Genomic DNA, 14,830 nt, shown 5'->3' on the forward strand with positions numbered 1-14,830 from the left:
TTCGCCGTCGCCCCTAGGATAGGCCCGTCGCACCCGTCAATGGAAATGTTATATTATTTCATTGACAGATTGCTGCATCGCCGAAATGGTCCGGCGCAACAGCCAAGGAGCCTTGCCCCCATGTCCCTGACCGCCACCGGCCAGCCCATAATATTGTCCGACGTCAACCTGTCCTATGGCAGCCAGCCTGTGCTGCGCGGCCTGACCCTGCATGTCGATGCCGGCGAAATCTATGCGCTGCTCGGCGGCAATGGCGCGGGCAAGTCGACCACCATGTCGACCCTGCTGGGCTTTGCCCGGCCCGACAGCGGCACCGTGCTGGTGGCCGGTCATGACCCGGCGGAGCAGCCCGACAAGGCGCGCGAGCAGATCGCCTATGTCCCCGAGAATGTCGCCCTTTACGAGCATCTGACAGCGCGCGAAAATGCCGCCTATCTGCTGGCACTGGCCGGCCGCCACCCGGCCTTGCAGGAGATTGACGGCGCGTTCGAGGCGACGGGCCTGCAGGCATCGGCCTGGGACAAGCGGCTCGGCGGCTTTTCCAAGGGGATGCGGCAGAAGGTGGCGATCGCCATCGCCCTGCTGCGCGAGGTGCCGGTATTGCTGCTCGACGAACCCTCTTCCGGCCTTGATCCGCGCGCGACCGCCGACTTCAACCGACTGGTCCATGATGTCGCGCGCAAGGGCGCGGCCGTGCTGATGGTTACCCACGACCTGCTGTCGGCCGCCGACATTGCCGACCGGATCGGCTTCCTCGAATCCGGCCGGATCGTCGACGAGGCATCGGCGCAAGGCACGGACCGCTTTGACGTGCGCGACCTGCACCGCAAGTTCGCGCGGGAGGCTGTCACCGCATGAGCGCCATCACCCTGATCGCGCGCGACGAATTGCGGCTGATGCGGCGAAACCGCGTCGCCGTCATCGCCTTCGCGCTACTCGTCCTGCTGACGCTCGCCGCCGCCCTCATCAGTTGGTCGCACCAGAGCGGCATCGCCGAAACCCGCGCCCGGTTCCAGGCCCAGGCCGCCGAGGCGTTCGAGGCGCAGCCCGACCGCCACCCCCATCGCATGGTCCATTTCGGCAATTTCATCTTCCGCCCGCTGCCACCGCTCGCCGCCTTCGATCCCGGCGTCGATGCGTTCACCGGCAACAGCATCTTCCTGGAAGGGCATCGCCAGAACAGCGCCAATTTCGGCGATGTCCGCCAATCCTCGCTGCTGGTCCGCTTCGGCCAGCTCACCCCGGCCTTCGTACTGCAGGTGATTGCGCCGCTGCTGCTGATCTTCCTTGGCTATGGCACGGTCGCGCGCGAACGCGAACGCGGCACGCTGCGCCAGATGCTGGTGCAGGGTGTGTCCGCCCGCGCGCTCGTCATGGGCAAGCTGCTGGCGCTGGCCATGGTCGCCGCGCTGGTCGGCCTGCCCGCGCTCATCGCCTTCCTGCTGATTGCTGGGCAACCGGGCGCGCTGGCCGGGCCGATGGCGGTGATCGCACTTGGCTATGGCGCCTATCTGGCGCTCTGGTCGATCATCGTCATCCTCGTCTCCGCGCTGGTAAGGCGCGGGCGCGACGCACTGCTCGCGCTGCTCGCGCTCTGGGCGGTGCTGGTCATCCTGCTGCCGCGCGTGGCACCCGACATCGCGGCGCAGGCCCATGGCCTGCCCACCCGCCTGGAAACCGACATCGCCATCCAGCAGGATCTGCATCGCCTTGGCGACGCGCATAATCCCGACGATCCCTTCTTCAACGCCTTCAAGCAGAAGGTGCTGCGCCGCTATGGCGTCGACAAGGTGGAGGATCTGCCGGTCAATTATAACGGTCTGCTCGCGGTAGAGGGCGAAAAGCTGACATCGCGCCTGTTCGACACCTATGCCGATCGCAGCTTCGCGACCCAGCAGGCGCAGAGCCGGCTGACCGATGGCTTCGGCATCATCAGCCCAGCCATCGCGCTGCGTCGCTTGTCGATGGCGGCGGCGGGCACCGATCTGGCCGGCCATCGCCGCTTCCTCGCCCAGGCCGAATCCTATCGCTACACCATGGTCCAGCATCTGAACCAGTTGCAGGCCGATGCCGTCAGCTATGCCGATGACAAGGCCAAGGATGCCGGCGCCGACCAGCGCAAGCGCATCTCCGCCGACCATTGGCAGGCAATCCCGCAATTCCGCTTCATCGCGCCGACCGCCGGCGACCTGGTGACGGCCAGCCTGCCCGGCCTGGGCCTGCTGCTCGCCTGGCTGGCACTCGCGCTGCTGGCGCTGCTGCCCGTCGCCCGCCATCTTCAGAAAGCCCGCCCATGACCCTCCTCACCCATGAACTGCGCCTGCTGCTGCGCTCGCGCATGGCGCTGCTGGCGCTGCTGCTGGTCGCCCTGCTCGCCATCGCCTCGGTCGCCGCCGGCATGGCCGAAGTCGCCCGACAGCGCGCCGTCATCGCCCGCATCCAGCCGAAACAGGCACAGGATATCGCGGCCGTCGTGCAATGGGCCGGCAAGACGCAGGATCCCGGCAATGCCGCCTATTACAGCTTCCATGCCACCTGGGATGCGCCCGCGCCGCTCGCCTTCGTGGCGCTCGGCCTGCGGGACGTCACGCCCTACATCCTGCGTGTCCGCGCGCTGGGGCTGGAGGCGCAGCTTTACGATGGCGAGGCGTTCAATCCCGAACTGGCCCTGCCTGGTCGTTTCGATTTCGCCTTCGTGCTCGTCTATCTGACGCCTTTGTTCGTGATTGCCCTGTTCCACGACCTCGTCTCGGGCGAGCGGGAAGCCGGGCGGCTGCGCATGCTCGATGCGCTCGCAGGATCGGGACGGCATCTCTGGGCGCGGCGCGTGCTGCTGCGTGGCGGCCTGCTGTTCCTCGCGCTCGCCCTGCCTGTCACCATCGGCGCAATCCTCTCGCATGTGAAGCTTCTCCCGCTGCTCGCGGTACTCGGCCTGGTCGCCCTCTATCTCGCCTTCTGGATCGGCGTCACGCTGCTGGTAGGGCGGCTGCGCTGGAGTTCGGTCACCAATGCCGCGACGCTCGCCGGCCTGTGGCTGCTGCTCACCCTGCTGCTGCCGACCATCGCCCATGTCGCGATCAATCGCGCCATCCCGGTCGGCCAGGGCGTGGAACTGACGCTCGCCCAGCGCGAGGCGGTCAACCGCGCCTGGGACATTCCCCGCGAACAGACGATGCGGGCCTTCTATGCCGGCCATCCCGAATGGAAGGACAGCCCGCCGTTAGGCCACGCATTCCACTGGAAATGGTATTTCGCCTTCCACCAGGTCGGCGATGAAAGCGTCGCGCCCAAGGCGACTGCCTATCGCCAGGGGATCGAGGCGCGCGACGCCGCCGCCCGTTCGGTCGGCTGGCTGCTGCCCTCAGTCGGCGTACAGGCGCTGCTCGCCCGCCTCGCCGACACCGACATGCAGGCGCAACTGGCCTATCAGGACCGCATCCGCGCCTTCCATGCCAGGTTGCGCAATTATTATTATGCCTATCTTTTCACCGACAAGCCGTTCGGGCAGGCCGATTTCGAAGGCGCCCCGCGCTTCGACGATATGTGAGAGGCCGTGATGGCCGGGGATGCAGGCGAAATTGCCCGCTTCGCTTCATCCTCGGCGACGACCATCGATTTCCGGATGAATACAGAGGTGCGAGGGCAAGCCTGTGCCCGCGACGATCATCTATCGATGCTGAAATCTCCGACCATGTTCCAACGCAAATCGCTGAAATCATGGTGGGCGCGACAGGGATTGAACCTGTGACCCCACCCGTGTGAAGGGTGTGCTCTACCGCTGAGCTACGCGCCCCCTGTAAGGAGGAGGCGGCCTTTCGCATCCGATGCCTGACCTGTCAAGCGCCGCCTTGCAGCTTTTTGGAAATTATCTCTGTCCAGCGCGTTTGGCCGCATTATACAGGCCCGACCAACATAGATCAGAAAGTGCATCATCCATGCGTCAGACCGTCGCTCTCGTCCTTGCCTCCATGCTCCTGTCCGCGCTCGCCGCCTGCAACACGGTGCAGGGCGTCGGCCGCGACATCGAATCGGTCGGCACTGCCGGCAAGGAAGTCATTCACTGATAGCGGAGACACTGTTAACGGAGACGGGGCGGCGTCCTGCCGCCCTGCATCATTGCAGGATGCGTGGAAAGGCCGACTTCTTGCGCAGCCGCACACCGTCGCAATCCGGCTCGCCGCATTCGCACGCCTCGATCGCATAGCGCACGCCACACATCACCAGAACATCCTGGTCGAACGAATAGTTGGCAATACCCGCGCGCTCGACCTTTTCTTGTGCTCTGGCCTTGAGAGTCATGAGTAGCTTCCCTCCATTTGGGACGACCGACAATGATTGCTGCGTTGCACAATGTCAATTCATCGACATTGGTTCCTTAACCGACAGTCAGAAATCGTCCCGCAAATCGCACGTTTCGGCGGCGGCCTCGTGTTTCTACATAGACGCTTGCAGCGCTTGACTGCCGCTCCCATATGCGGGGTCATGAATGACCATAACCGCTCGTCCATGCCGGTCTGGCATGGCACCACCATCATGTCGGTCCGCAAGAATGGAAAGGTCGTCGTCGCCGGCGATGGCCAGGTTTCCATGGGCCAGACCGTGATGAAGCCCAATGCGCGCAAGGTACGCCGCCTGCATGACGGCAGCGTCATCGGCGGCTTCGCCGGCGCCACCGCCGACGCCTTCACTTTGTTCGAGCGGCTCGAAGCCAAGCTGGAACGCCATAATGGCCAGTTGATGCGCGCCGCCGTCGAACTCGCCAAGGACTGGCGCACCGACAAATATCTCCGCAACCTGGAAGCGATGATGATTGTCGCGGACAAGGACGTGACCCTGATCCTGACCGGCAATGGCGACGTGCTCGAGCCTTTGGGCGGCGTCGCCGCGATCGGCTCGGGCGGCAATTATGCCCTCGCCGCCGCCCGCGCGCTGGTGGAATATGAGGAAGATGCCGAAACCCTCGCCCGCAAGGCGATGGGTGTGGCGGCGGATATCTGCGTCTACACCAACGACCAGCTCACCATCGAAACGCTCGACAGCGCAGCCTGAGATTTCAAGAAAAGACCATGAACGACAATCTGACCCCCAAAGCCATCGTCGCCGCGCTCGACGCGCATATCATCGGCCAGCATGATGCCAAGCGCGCCGTCGCCGTCGCGCTGCGCAACCGCTGGCGCCGCCAGCACCTGCCCGCCGACTTGCGCGATGAGGTGACGCCCAAGAATATCCTGATGATCGGGCCGACGGGCTGCGGCAAGACCGAGATCAGCCGTCGCCTGGCGAAGCTGGCCGACGCCCCCTTCGTCAAAGTCGAAGCCACCAAGTTCACCGAGGTCGGCTATGTCGGTCGCGACGTGGAACAGATCGTCCGTGATCTGGTCGAGGAAGCGGTGCGGCTGGAGAAGGACCGCCGCCGCGAAGCCGTGCGCGAAGCCGCGTCGGAAGCCGCCATGGCCCGCCTGCTCGATGCACTGACCGGCAAGGATGCCAGCGAAGCCACCCGCCTCTCCTTCCGCCAGAAGATCGAGGGCAACCAGATGAACGATGTCGAAGTGGAGGTGGAAGTCGCCGACACCCCGTCGATGCCGATGGAAATTCCCGGCATGGGCGGCCAGGTCGGCATGATCAACCTCAGCGACATGATGTCCAAGGCGTTCGGCCAGCAGCAGAAGAAGCGCCGCAAGATGCGCGTCGCCGACGCCTGGGACAAGCTGGTGGAGGAAGAGCAGGACAAGCGCCTCGACCAGGACGATGTCGCCCGCGTCGCCATCACCAGCGCCGAGCAGAATGGCATCGTCTTCCTCGACGAGATCGACAAGATCGCCGTCAGCGACGTGCGCGGCGGGTCGGTCAGCCGTGAAGGCGTGCAGCGCGACCTGCTGCCGCTGATCGAGGGCACGACCGTTTCGACCAAATATGGCCCGCTCAAGACCGACCATATTCTCTTCATCGCGTCGGGCGCCTTCCATGTGGCCAAGCCCAGCGACCTGCTGCCCGAGCTTCAGGGCCGCCTGCCGATCCGCGTGGAATTGAAGGCGCTGACCGAGGAGGATTTTGTCGCGATCCTGTCCGACACCAAGGCCAGCCTTGTTGCGCAATATCGCGCGCTGCTGGCGACCGAGGAAGTGACGATCGACCTGACCCCGGAGGGCATCCGCGCGGTCGCGAAGATCGCCGCCGAGGTGAATAGCGAGGTCGAAAATATCGGCGCTCGCCGCCTGCAGACGGTCATGGAAAAGCTGCTGGAGGATGTGAGCTTCGAGGCGGAGGATCGCCGCGGCGAGACGCTGGTGATTGATCAGGCCTATGTCGACAAGCAATTGTCGGCGGTCGCCCATGACACCGACCTCAGCAAATATGTGCTGTAACTGAGCGCATAGCTTAAATCCGGGCCGGCCATTGCTTTTGGCCGGCCCGGAATCTTTCCCCCTGCCCGCCATCATGTCAGCCTCCGCCATGCGATTCGCAGGGAGGGAATATGATCCGCACTTCGGCCTGGCTCTTGGCGAGCCTCAGCATTGCCGCACTGTCCACCACCGCCCAGGCGCAGACCGCCCCCAAACCACCCATCGCGGCCAGGAAGCCGCATGAGGTGAAGGCGCCCTTCGGCGCGACGCGGCAGGACCCCTATTATTGGTTGCGCGACGACAGCCGCAAGAACCCCGAGATGCTCGCCTATCTGGCGGCCGAAAATGCCTATGCCGACGCGCTGCTGGCGCCGACCAAGCCGTTGCAGGACAAGCTCTACGCCGAAATCACCGGCCGCATCAAACAGGACGACAGCAGCGTTCCCTATCGCAAGAAGGGATACTGGTATTATAGCCGCTTCGAGACCGGCGGCGACTATCCCATCGTCGCCCGGCGCAAGGGCAGCATGGACGCGCCCGAGCAGATATTGCTCGACGAGCCCAGGATGGGTGCGGGCAAGGGCTATTTCGCGATCGGCGGCAAGGAAGTCAGCCCCGACGACAGGCTGCTCGCCTATGCAGAGGATCTGGTCGGCCGCCGCCAATATGTGATCCGGGTCAAGGGACTCGCTGACGGCAAGCTACTGAGCGACGAAATCCCCAATGCCGAACCTGATTTCGCCTGGGCCGATGACAGCAAGACGATCTTCTATGTCGAGAAAGACCCGACCACCCTGCTCGGCAAGCGGGTGAAGGCGCATGTGCTGGGAACGCCTGTCGGCGCCGATCGGCTGGTCTATGAGGAGAAGGACGATAGCTTCTACATGGGCCTCAAGAAGACGACGTCGGACAAGTTCATCTGCATCGTCCTGCAATCGACCGTTAGCAATGAGGAGCGCTGCGCGCCTTCTGCCAATCCGGCAAGCTTCACGCCGCTCGCGCCGCGGGAACGCGACTTCCTCTACAGCAGCGACAATGTCGGTGGGCAATGGACGATCCGCACCAACTGGCAGGCGCCCAATTACCGGCTGATGACCATATCGGACGCCGATGCCGCCAAGGGCCGCGCCGCCTGGACGGACATCGTGCCGACCAGCGCCAACGTCTTCATCGAGAATTTCCAGCCCTTCGACAGTTTCCTCGCGATCGAGGAACGCTCCGAAGGCAATAAGCGCCTGCGCCTGCTGACCAAGGCCGGCAAGAGCAGCTTCGTCAATGCCGACGAGCCCGCCTATGCCATGGCGCTGGACGTCAATGCCGAAAGCGGCACGCCCTGGGTCCGCTACACCTATGACAGCCTGCGCACGCCCGAAACCACCTATGAGGTGAATGTCGACACGGGCGAACGCAAGATACTGAAGGTTCAGGAGGTTAAGGGCTATGACCCCGCCAAATATGTGACCGAACGGGTCTGGGCAACCGCGCGCGACGGGACGAAGGTGCCAGTCTCGCTCATCTACGCCAAGGGCTTCAAAAAAGACGGCAGCGCCCCGCTCTACCAATATGCCTATGGCAGCTATGGCTATTCGACCGACCCGGCCTTTTCGCCGTTGCTCCCCAGCCTGCTCGATCGCGGTGTCGCCTATGCCATCGCCCATATTCGCGGCGGCCAGGAAATGGGTCGCCAATGGTATGATGACGGCCATCTCAAGAACAAGATGAACAGCTTCACCGACTTCATCGACGTGACCCGCGCGCTGGTGGATCAGGGCTATGCGAAGAAGGGCCGTGTCGCCGCGATGGGCGGCAGCGCCGGCGGCCTGCTGATGGGCGCGGTCGCGAACATGGCGCCGCAGGATTACAGGGTCATCATCGCGCAGGTGCCGTTCGTGGATGTCGTGACCACCATGCTCGACCCGACCATCCCGCTCACCACCGGCGAATATGACGAGTGGGGCAATCCCGAGCAGAAATCCTGGTATGATGTAATGCTGGCTTATTCGCCCTACGATCATGTCGAGGCGAAGGCCTATCCCAGCCTGTTCGTCGGCACGGGGCTATGGGACAGCCAGGTCCAATATTATGAGCCGACCAAATGGGTGGCCAAGCTGCGCGCGACCAAGACCGACAGCAACCCGCTGGTCTTCCGCATCAACATGGAGGCCGGCCATGGTGGCAAGTCGGGCCGCTTCCGCCGCTATCGCGACCAGGCGGAATATAGCGCCTTTGCGCTGGAGCAATTGGGGGTGGAGTAAAGCTTGCTCCCCTCCCTTCCAGGGAGGGGCCGGGGGTGGGTCTGCCGCGTAGCGGCAGCGAAAGGCTCGCTTCGCTCGCTACCCACCCCTTAATCCCCTCCCTAAAAGGGAGAGGAAATAATGTTCAGTAGCTCCGGCCCACCAGCACGCGCTCCACCGCCGTGCCGCCGGTGAAGATGCAGGCGCCGTCCGCCGCTTCCGCATCGGTCGGCACGTTGCGCAGGGTCAGCTTCTCGCCCTTCAGCCACTGCACGACCTTCTCCAGTTCCGCGCCGGTCGGCTTGGCCCACTGGACGAGCGCCCAGCCGGGGTTCTTGCTGGCTTTGAAATAGGCCTTGAGCGCGTCGAGATCGGTGATCGACCTGTTGATATTGCCGTCGAGCCGCGCCTTGGCATCAGCGAACAGCGATGCCTGGATATCTTCCAGCATTGCGGTCGCACCGGCAACGAAATCGCCCTTGGCGACGATCTGGCTGTCGAGCTTGCCATCCGCGCGATAGAGGCGATCACGGCGGATGATCGAGACATTGCCACCGGCCACGTCGCGGCCGCCAACCTCGATCACGATCGGCGCGCCCTTCTTGACCCAGCCCCAGCGCTTGGTCGCGGCCTTGGACGGGCGCTTGTCGAGCAGCGCGCGGACGGGTTCGCGAAACACGTCCAGGCCGTTCAGCTGGTTCACCAGGTCGGTGCAATAATCGACGATCGCGGCGTCTTCCTCGGTATCGCGCAGCATCGGCACGACCACGACCTGATAGGGCGCGACGCGCGGCGGCACGCGCAGGCCATCATCGTCGCCATGCACCATGATCAGGCCGCCGATCATCCGGGTCGACATGCCCCAGCTGGTGGTCTGGGCCAATTCCTGTTGCCCTTCGGCATTCTGGAACTTGATATTCTGCGCCTGGCTGAAGGTCGTGCCCAGGAAGTGCGAGGTGCCGGCCTGCAGTGCCTTGCCGTCCTGCATCATCGCCTCGATCGAATAGGTCGCGACGGCGCCGGGGAAACGCTCATTCTCCGGCTTCTCGCCCGCGACGACCGGCAGGCCGACACATTCCTCGGCAAAGCTGCGATAGACTTCGAGCATCTTCATCGTCTCTTCCATCGCCTCGTCGACGGTCGAGTGCGCGGTATGGCCTTCCTGCCACAGGAATTCGCTGGTGCGCAGGAACATGCGGGTGCGCATTTCCCAGCGGACGACATTCGCCCACTGGTTGATCAGCACCGGCAGGTCGCGCCAGCTCTGGACCCAGCGGCTGAAGGCTGCGCCGATCACGGTTTCCGACGTCGGGCGCACGACCAGCGGCTCTTCCAGCTTCGCTTCGGGATCGGGCACCATCTTGCCGTCCTTCTGGATCAGGCGATGATGGGTGACGACCGCCATTTCCTTGGCAAAGCCGTCGACATGCTCGGCTTCCTTCTCGAAATAGGAAAGCGGGATGAACAGCGGGAAATAGCAATTTTCGTGGCCAGTCTGCTTGATCCGCGCATCGAGCAGGGTCTGGATCCGTTCCCAGATGCCATAGCCCCAGGGACGGATCACCATGCAGCCGCGCACGCCGCTTTCCTCGGCCATGTCGGCTTCGGTGATGACGGCCTGATACCAGGCAGCGAAATCCTGTTCGCGGGTAACGTTAAGGGCGTGTTTCACGGGGTCTGTCGCCTGTATTGAAGTGGATGGGGCGCCATAGGCCAGACCCGCCATCCCTGTCGACCCCCAAGCAGCGGCCGGGCAGCGCTCAGTCGGCGTCGGCGCCCAGTCGCTCCAGCCAGGCCTTGGCCTGCTTGGGTTCGCCCACCGCATCGGCCGCCGGCTTGCCGCGCGCGGCCAGAAACTGTTGGTGCAAGTCAAAGCCTTCGAAACCCAACTGTTCTCGCAGCCGATCTATATCGGCTGCCAGCTCTTCCAGCTGATCCACCATGGGCTTGGCGTTTTCACGCGTCCATCGGTCACTGTTATGGCCAAACAGGCCCCAGCGCCCGCCAGCGGTCACGCGCAGCGCCGCAATCAGCGCCGCGCGATATTCCTCTTCCAGTTCCGCCCGGCGGATATCCAGGCGCTCCAGTCTATCCGCCTTGGCCATGGTGGATCAGCGCAGCTTGTCGATCTTCGCGTTGAGCGCAGCCAGCTGCGCCTTCAGGACGGCGATCTCGTCATCCTTGCTTTCTTCGGTCGCCGCCGGCGTCGGGCTGGGCGTGGCGCCCGGCATGCCCGGAACGCCATTGCCGAACGCGCTCGCCGCGGCCTCGAACATCTGCATGTTGCGCTTGGCGATCTCGGCCAGCGGACCGCCGCCAAAGGCGCCCTTCATGGCTTCCTGGAACTGCTGCTGGTTCTTGCGGAAGGCGTCCATCGACGCTTCGAGATATTGCGGCACCATCGACTGCATGGAATCGCCATACATGGCGATCAGCTGGCGCAGGAAGTTGACCGGCAGCATGTTCTTGCCGCGCTGTTCTTCTTCCATGATGATCTGGGTCAGGACATTATGGGTGATGTCCTCGCCGGTCTTCGCGTCGACGACGACGAACTCGCGCCCCTCGCGGGTCATCTGCGACAAAAGGTCCAGCGTGATATAACTTGAAGTTTCGGTGTTATAGAGCCGCCTGTTAGCGTACTTCTTGATAACCACCGGTTCGGATTCATTAGCAGCCTTCGATTTGGCCATGCCTGTCTCTCCCTCACCTGCTCATCCCGCATTAGCACAGGGCGATGCCGCGCCGCAACATGGCCCGCGTCCTTTACCCCTTTTTCTCAACATTTTATGGCGCGAAACAGAGCATGATCCTGATTTGCGTCGCCGCGCCTTCATCGGCCTGCGTCGCTATCAGGAGGCGCAGCGTCCGTCCCCACCACCATCATGCCCCATTGCCGCAACGGCGGGCAGTGCCCGGCTGCTGCGGTATCAGGCTGATTTGACACCGGAAAGCGATCGGGCGCCGGTCGTCTTCATCCCCTCCCTGATCAACCCGCCACAGGTGCTGGACCTGTCGGAAAGCCGCTCCATGCTGCGCCACATGGCCGCAGCGGGCCATGACGCCTATCTGGTCGATTGGGGCGCGCCGACGGCCGCCGACCGCAGCCTCGGCCTCGACGGCCATGTCACCGAACGATTTATCCCGATGCTCGCTGCATTGCGGCGCCCACCGATCCTTGTCGGCTATTGCCTGGGCGGCACGATCGCCATTGCAGCCGCAGCATTGCATAGGGTCGCAGCTCTAGCGACGATCGCCTCACCCTGGGACTTTGCCGGCTTCCCGCCCGCCGACCTTGCCGAGATCGCCGCCCTGTGGCGCGGCGCGAAGCCGGTGTGCGATCGGCTCGGCTATGTGCCGATGGAGGCGCTGCAATCGGGCTTCTGGGCGCTCGATCCGCAGCGGACCGTGCAGAAATATGCAGCCTTCGCCGACATGACACCCGGCTCCGACGAGGAGCGCGCCTTCCTCGCGGTCGAGGACTGGGCCAATGAGGGCGCACCGCTCACCTATGCCGCCGGGCAGCAATTGTTCGAGATGCTCTATGCGGCAAATGCGAGCGGGCGAAAGGAATGGCACATCGACGGGACCGTCATAGACCCGGTCTCGCTCCCCTGCCCCAGCGTGTCGATCGCTTCTGCAACCGATCGAATCGTGCCCGCCACGGCCGCCCCGTCCCTTACGGAAAGCCGGATATTGAACCTTGGCCATGTCGGCATGATATTGAGCCAGCGGGCACCCGACATGCTGTGGCATCCGCTGTCCCTTTGGCTTTCCCGCCATGGCGGATGATGTTATGTGCGCCTGCGAAAACAACATTACCACTAGTGAGGATCGAGCCTTTGTCAGACATCGTCATTACCGCCGCCAAGCGTACCGCCGTGGGCAGTTTCATGGGCGCCTTCGGCACGACTCCGGCCCATGAACTGGGCCGCCAGGCCATCCTCGCCGCGCTGGCACAGGCCGCCGTCGCGCCCGAAGAAGTGGACGAAGTGATCCTGGGCCAGATCCTCACCGCCGGCCAGGGCCAGAACCCCGCCCGCCAGGCCGCCGTCAACGCCGGCATCCCGGTCGAGCGCACCGCGATCGGCCTCAACCAGCTGTGCGGGTCGGGCCTGCGCGCCGTCGCGCTCGCGGCGCAGGCGATCAAGGCTGGCGACGCCCGCATCATGGTCGCCGGTGGCCAGGAAAGCATGTCGCTCGCCCCCCATGCCCAGATGCTGCGCGGCGGCACCAAGATGGGCCCGGTCAGCTTCGTCGACACGATGATCCATGACGGCCTGACCGACGCGTTCCAGGGCTATCATATGGGCATCACCGCCGAGAACCTGGCCGAGAAATATCAGATCAGCCGCGAGGCGCAGGACGAGTTCGCCGTCGCCAGCCAGAACAAGGCTGAAGCCGCGCGCGCATCGGGCCGCTTCGCCGATGAAATCCTGCCCGTGACCATCAAGGGCCGCAAGGGCGACACCATCGTCGACCAGGACGAATATATCCGCGCCGGCGCCACGATCGAAGCGCTGCAGGGCCTGCGCCCCGCCTTCAAGAAGGACGGCACCGTGACCGCCGGCAATGCCAGCGGCATCAATGACGGCGCCGCCGCGCTGGTGGTGATGAGCGCCGATGAAGCCGCCAAGCGCGGCGCCACCATCCTCGGCCGCATCGCCAGCTTCGCCACCTGCGGCGTCGATCCCTCGATCATGGGCATCGGTCCAGCCCCGGCCAGCCGCAAGGCGCTGGAAAAGGCCGGCTGGTCGGTCGCCGATCTCGACCTCATCGAAGCGAACGAAGCTTTTGCCGCGCAGGCGCTGGCCGTCGGTCAGGAACTGGGCTGGGATCCGGCCAAGGTCAACGTCAATGGCGGCGCGATCGCGATCGGCCATCCGGTCGGCGCATCGGGCGCGCGCGTGCTGACCACGCTGCTCTATGAAATGGCCAAGCGCGACGCGAAGAAGGGCCTTGCCACCCTCTGCGTCGGCGGCGGCATGGGCGTGTCGATGTGCATCGAGCGCTAATCGCCAGCGACTGAATAGCGAAGGGCGCCGGTCTCGCGATCGGCGCCCTTTTCCTTGTTAGAGCCCGTTTGAAAAATCGCGAAAGAGCGATTTTTCGTTACGGTACCAGACCGCTCCCCCGCCCAATCCAGTGTCATCCTGTCGGGTGGTTGGGCGGGGGAGCGGGCCGGAACCGGTTTTCTAAAACGGACTCTCAGGTCCAAATCCGGCCGAACCGTTTGCCCAGGCCCGTCAGCAGCTCATATTGCGACAGGCCCGACGCCTGCGCTGCCTGCGGCAGGTCATAGTCGATCGTCAGCCAGTCGCCCTCCGCAACATCCGGGCGCGCGCCGACATCGACCGCCAGCAGATCCATCGAGACCCGGCCCAGCACCGGCAGGCGGATGCCATCGACCAGCGCCGCGCCGCGCCCCGAAAATCCGCGCAGATAGCCGTCGGCATAGCCGATATTAAGGATGGCGATCTCCATGTCGCGCTCGGCGCGATGGGTCGCGTTATAGCCGATCGTGTCGCCGGCGATCACCGCGCGGCGTTGCAATATCTGGGCCTGCGGCTGGACGACCGGGCGGAGATGCGGCGCCGCATCGGGATGCGGCACGCCGCCATAAAGGGCGATGCCCGGCCGGGTCAGGTCGAAACCATAGTCCGCGCCCATGCAGATACCGGCACTGTTGGCGAGGCTGTAGCGCTGTGCCGGCACTGCGGCCCGGACATCCCGGAAGCGGGCCAGTTGCGTCGGGTTGAGATCGCTGTCCTCGTCCGCAGACGCGAGATGGCTGAGCAGCGTGACAATCTCCAGCCCATCAACCAGTTCGCTGAGGTCGGCGCGCCAGTCGAGGCCCAGCCGGTTCATGCCGGTATCGATCATCAGATCGCAGGCGCCACCACCCGCCGCCTTCCAGCGCGCGACCTGCCCCGGCGTGCAGAGCACCGGGCGCGCCCGCGAGGCCAGCGCCTGCGCCATATCTTCGTCGCGCACGCCGTGCAGGACGGCGAAGTTCACACCGTCCATCTGCGCTTCAAGCGCCGCCGCCTCGCCCCAGTTGGACACGAAGAAATCGCGGCAGCCGGCACTTTTCAGCCGCTGCATGACGCCGGCCGCGCCTAGCCCATAGCCATCGGCCTTGATCGCCGCGCCACAGGCCGGGGCGCCGCCCTGCCGCGCCAGCCAGCGCCAGTTGGAAAGCAGCGCATCGCCATCGAGGCGCAGGCGGAGCGGAGCGATATAGCCAGTCAT

At 64.5% G+C, this 14,830-nt stretch carries 15 protein-coding genes and 1 tRNA gene; 10 read left to right on the top strand and 6 right to left on the bottom strand.

Annotated elements, in window-relative coordinates:
• Positions 1-120 precede the first annotated feature (120 nt).
• Genes U0025_RS09895 through U0025_RS09910 form a run of 4 tightly spaced genes read left to right on the top strand, consistent with a single transcriptional unit; the run spans position 121 to position 3,748 of the window.
• Positions 121-858, top strand: coding sequence for an ABC transporter ATP-binding protein (locus U0025_RS09895; protein ID WP_004207209.1), 738 nt, complete (start codon positions 121-123; stop codon positions 856-858).
• A complete protein-coding gene (locus tag U0025_RS09900; protein ID WP_004207210.1) occupies positions 855-2,297 on the top strand; it encodes an ABC transporter permease in 1,443 nt (480 codons plus the stop codon). The genes U0025_RS09895 and U0025_RS09900 overlap by 4 nt, the downstream gene beginning before the upstream one ends.
• The gene (locus U0025_RS09905; RefSeq protein WP_004207211.1) at positions 2,294-3,547 is read left to right on the top strand and encodes a DUF3526 domain-containing protein; all 1,254 of its coding nucleotides are present in this window, start codon (positions 2,294-2,296) and stop codon (positions 3,545-3,547) included. The genes U0025_RS09900 and U0025_RS09905 overlap by 4 nt, the downstream gene beginning before the upstream one ends.
• Before the next feature lie 9 nt (positions 3,548-3,556).
• Complete coding sequence (locus tag U0025_RS09910; RefSeq protein ID WP_139278775.1) at positions 3,557-3,748, top strand: hypothetical protein; 192 nt, start codon at positions 3,557-3,559, stop codon at positions 3,746-3,748.
• Here U0025_RS09910 and U0025_RS09915 read toward each other — a convergent pair.
• Positions 3,719-3,793: transfer RNA gene (locus tag U0025_RS09915), tRNA-Val, on the bottom strand. The two genes, U0025_RS09910 and U0025_RS09915, sit on opposite strands and share 30 nt — an antisense overlap.
• 142 nt (positions 3,794-3,935) lie before the next feature.
• On the opposite strand from U0025_RS09915, the gene U0025_RS09920 reads away from it, so the two are divergent.
• Positions 3,936-4,064 carry an entericidin A/B family lipoprotein gene (locus U0025_RS09920; RefSeq protein WP_004207212.1) on the top strand — a complete coding sequence of 43 codons (129 nt, stop codon included), beginning with the start codon at positions 3,936-3,938 and terminating at the stop codon, positions 4,062-4,064.
• Positions 4,065-4,113: 49 nt separating this feature from the next.
• On the opposite strand, the gene U0025_RS09925 is transcribed toward U0025_RS09920, so the two are convergent.
• The gene (locus U0025_RS09925) at positions 4,114-4,299 is read right to left on the bottom strand and encodes a hypothetical protein (RefSeq protein WP_004207213.1); all 186 of its coding nucleotides are present in this window, start codon (positions 4,297-4,299) and stop codon (positions 4,114-4,116) included.
• Positions 4,300-4,482: 183 nt separating this feature from the next.
• Between U0025_RS09925 and hslV the strand changes: the two genes are divergently transcribed.
• The 3 genes from hslV to U0025_RS09940 all read left to right on the top strand — a co-directional run bounded on the left by hslV (position 4,483) and on the right by U0025_RS09940 (position 8,602).
• Positions 4,483-5,049, top strand: coding sequence for an ATP-dependent protease subunit HslV (gene hslV / locus U0025_RS09930; protein ID WP_004207214.1), 567 nt, complete (start codon positions 4,483-4,485; stop codon positions 5,047-5,049).
• Positions 5,050-5,066: 17 nt separating this feature from the next.
• Entirely contained in the window at positions 5,067-6,368 is a 1,302-nt protein-coding gene (hslU, locus tag U0025_RS09935; protein WP_004207215.1) for an ATP-dependent protease ATPase subunit HslU, read from the top strand.
• Positions 6,369-6,478: 110 nt separating this feature from the next.
• Positions 6,479-8,602 carry a S9 family peptidase gene (locus tag U0025_RS09940; RefSeq protein WP_004207216.1) on the top strand — a complete coding sequence of 708 codons (2,124 nt, stop codon included), beginning with the start codon at positions 6,479-6,481 and terminating at the stop codon, positions 8,600-8,602.
• A gap of 124 nt (positions 8,603-8,726) precedes the next feature.
• On the opposite strand, the gene proS is transcribed toward U0025_RS09940, so the two are convergent.
• The 3 genes from proS to phaR all read right to left on the bottom strand — a co-directional run bounded on the left by proS (position 8,727) and on the right by phaR (position 11,271).
• Positions 8,727-10,253: a proline--tRNA ligase gene (gene proS / locus U0025_RS09945; RefSeq protein WP_037490153.1), complete on the bottom strand. Its 1,527-nt coding sequence runs from the start codon at positions 10,251-10,253 to the stop codon at positions 8,727-8,729.
• An 88-nt stretch (positions 10,254-10,341) separates the two neighbouring features.
• Positions 10,342-10,686: a hypothetical protein gene (locus U0025_RS09950; RefSeq protein WP_004207218.1), complete on the bottom strand. Its 345-nt coding sequence runs from the start codon at positions 10,684-10,686 to the stop codon at positions 10,342-10,344.
• Positions 10,687-10,692: 6 nt separating this feature from the next.
• A complete protein-coding gene (gene phaR / locus U0025_RS09955; protein ID WP_004207219.1) occupies positions 10,693-11,271 on the bottom strand; it encodes a polyhydroxyalkanoate synthesis repressor PhaR in 579 nt (192 codons plus the stop codon).
• A 124-nt stretch (positions 11,272-11,395) separates the two neighbouring features.
• Here phaR and U0025_RS09960 point away from each other — a divergent pair, with 124 nt between their 5' ends.
• Together U0025_RS09960 and U0025_RS09965 are read left to right on the top strand one after the other, a co-directional pair.
• The gene (locus tag U0025_RS09960) at positions 11,396-12,370 is read left to right on the top strand and encodes an alpha/beta fold hydrolase (protein ID WP_004207220.1); all 975 of its coding nucleotides are present in this window, start codon (positions 11,396-11,398) and stop codon (positions 12,368-12,370) included.
• A 50-nt stretch (positions 12,371-12,420) separates the two neighbouring features.
• Complete coding sequence (locus tag U0025_RS09965; protein WP_004207221.1) at positions 12,421-13,593, top strand: acetyl-CoA C-acetyltransferase; 1,173 nt, start codon at positions 12,421-12,423, stop codon at positions 13,591-13,593.
• A 193-nt stretch (positions 13,594-13,786) separates the two neighbouring features.
• Here U0025_RS09965 and alr read toward each other — a convergent pair whose 3' ends face one another.
• Positions 13,787-14,830, bottom strand: a complete 1,044-nt coding sequence (gene alr, locus U0025_RS09970; protein WP_004207222.1) for an alanine racemase — start codon at positions 14,828-14,830, stop codon at positions 13,787-13,789.

It is taken from the genome of Sphingobium yanoikuyae (assembly GCF_034424525.1).
Lineage (GTDB): Bacteria > Pseudomonadota > Alphaproteobacteria > Sphingomonadales > Sphingomonadaceae > Sphingobium > Sphingobium yanoikuyae.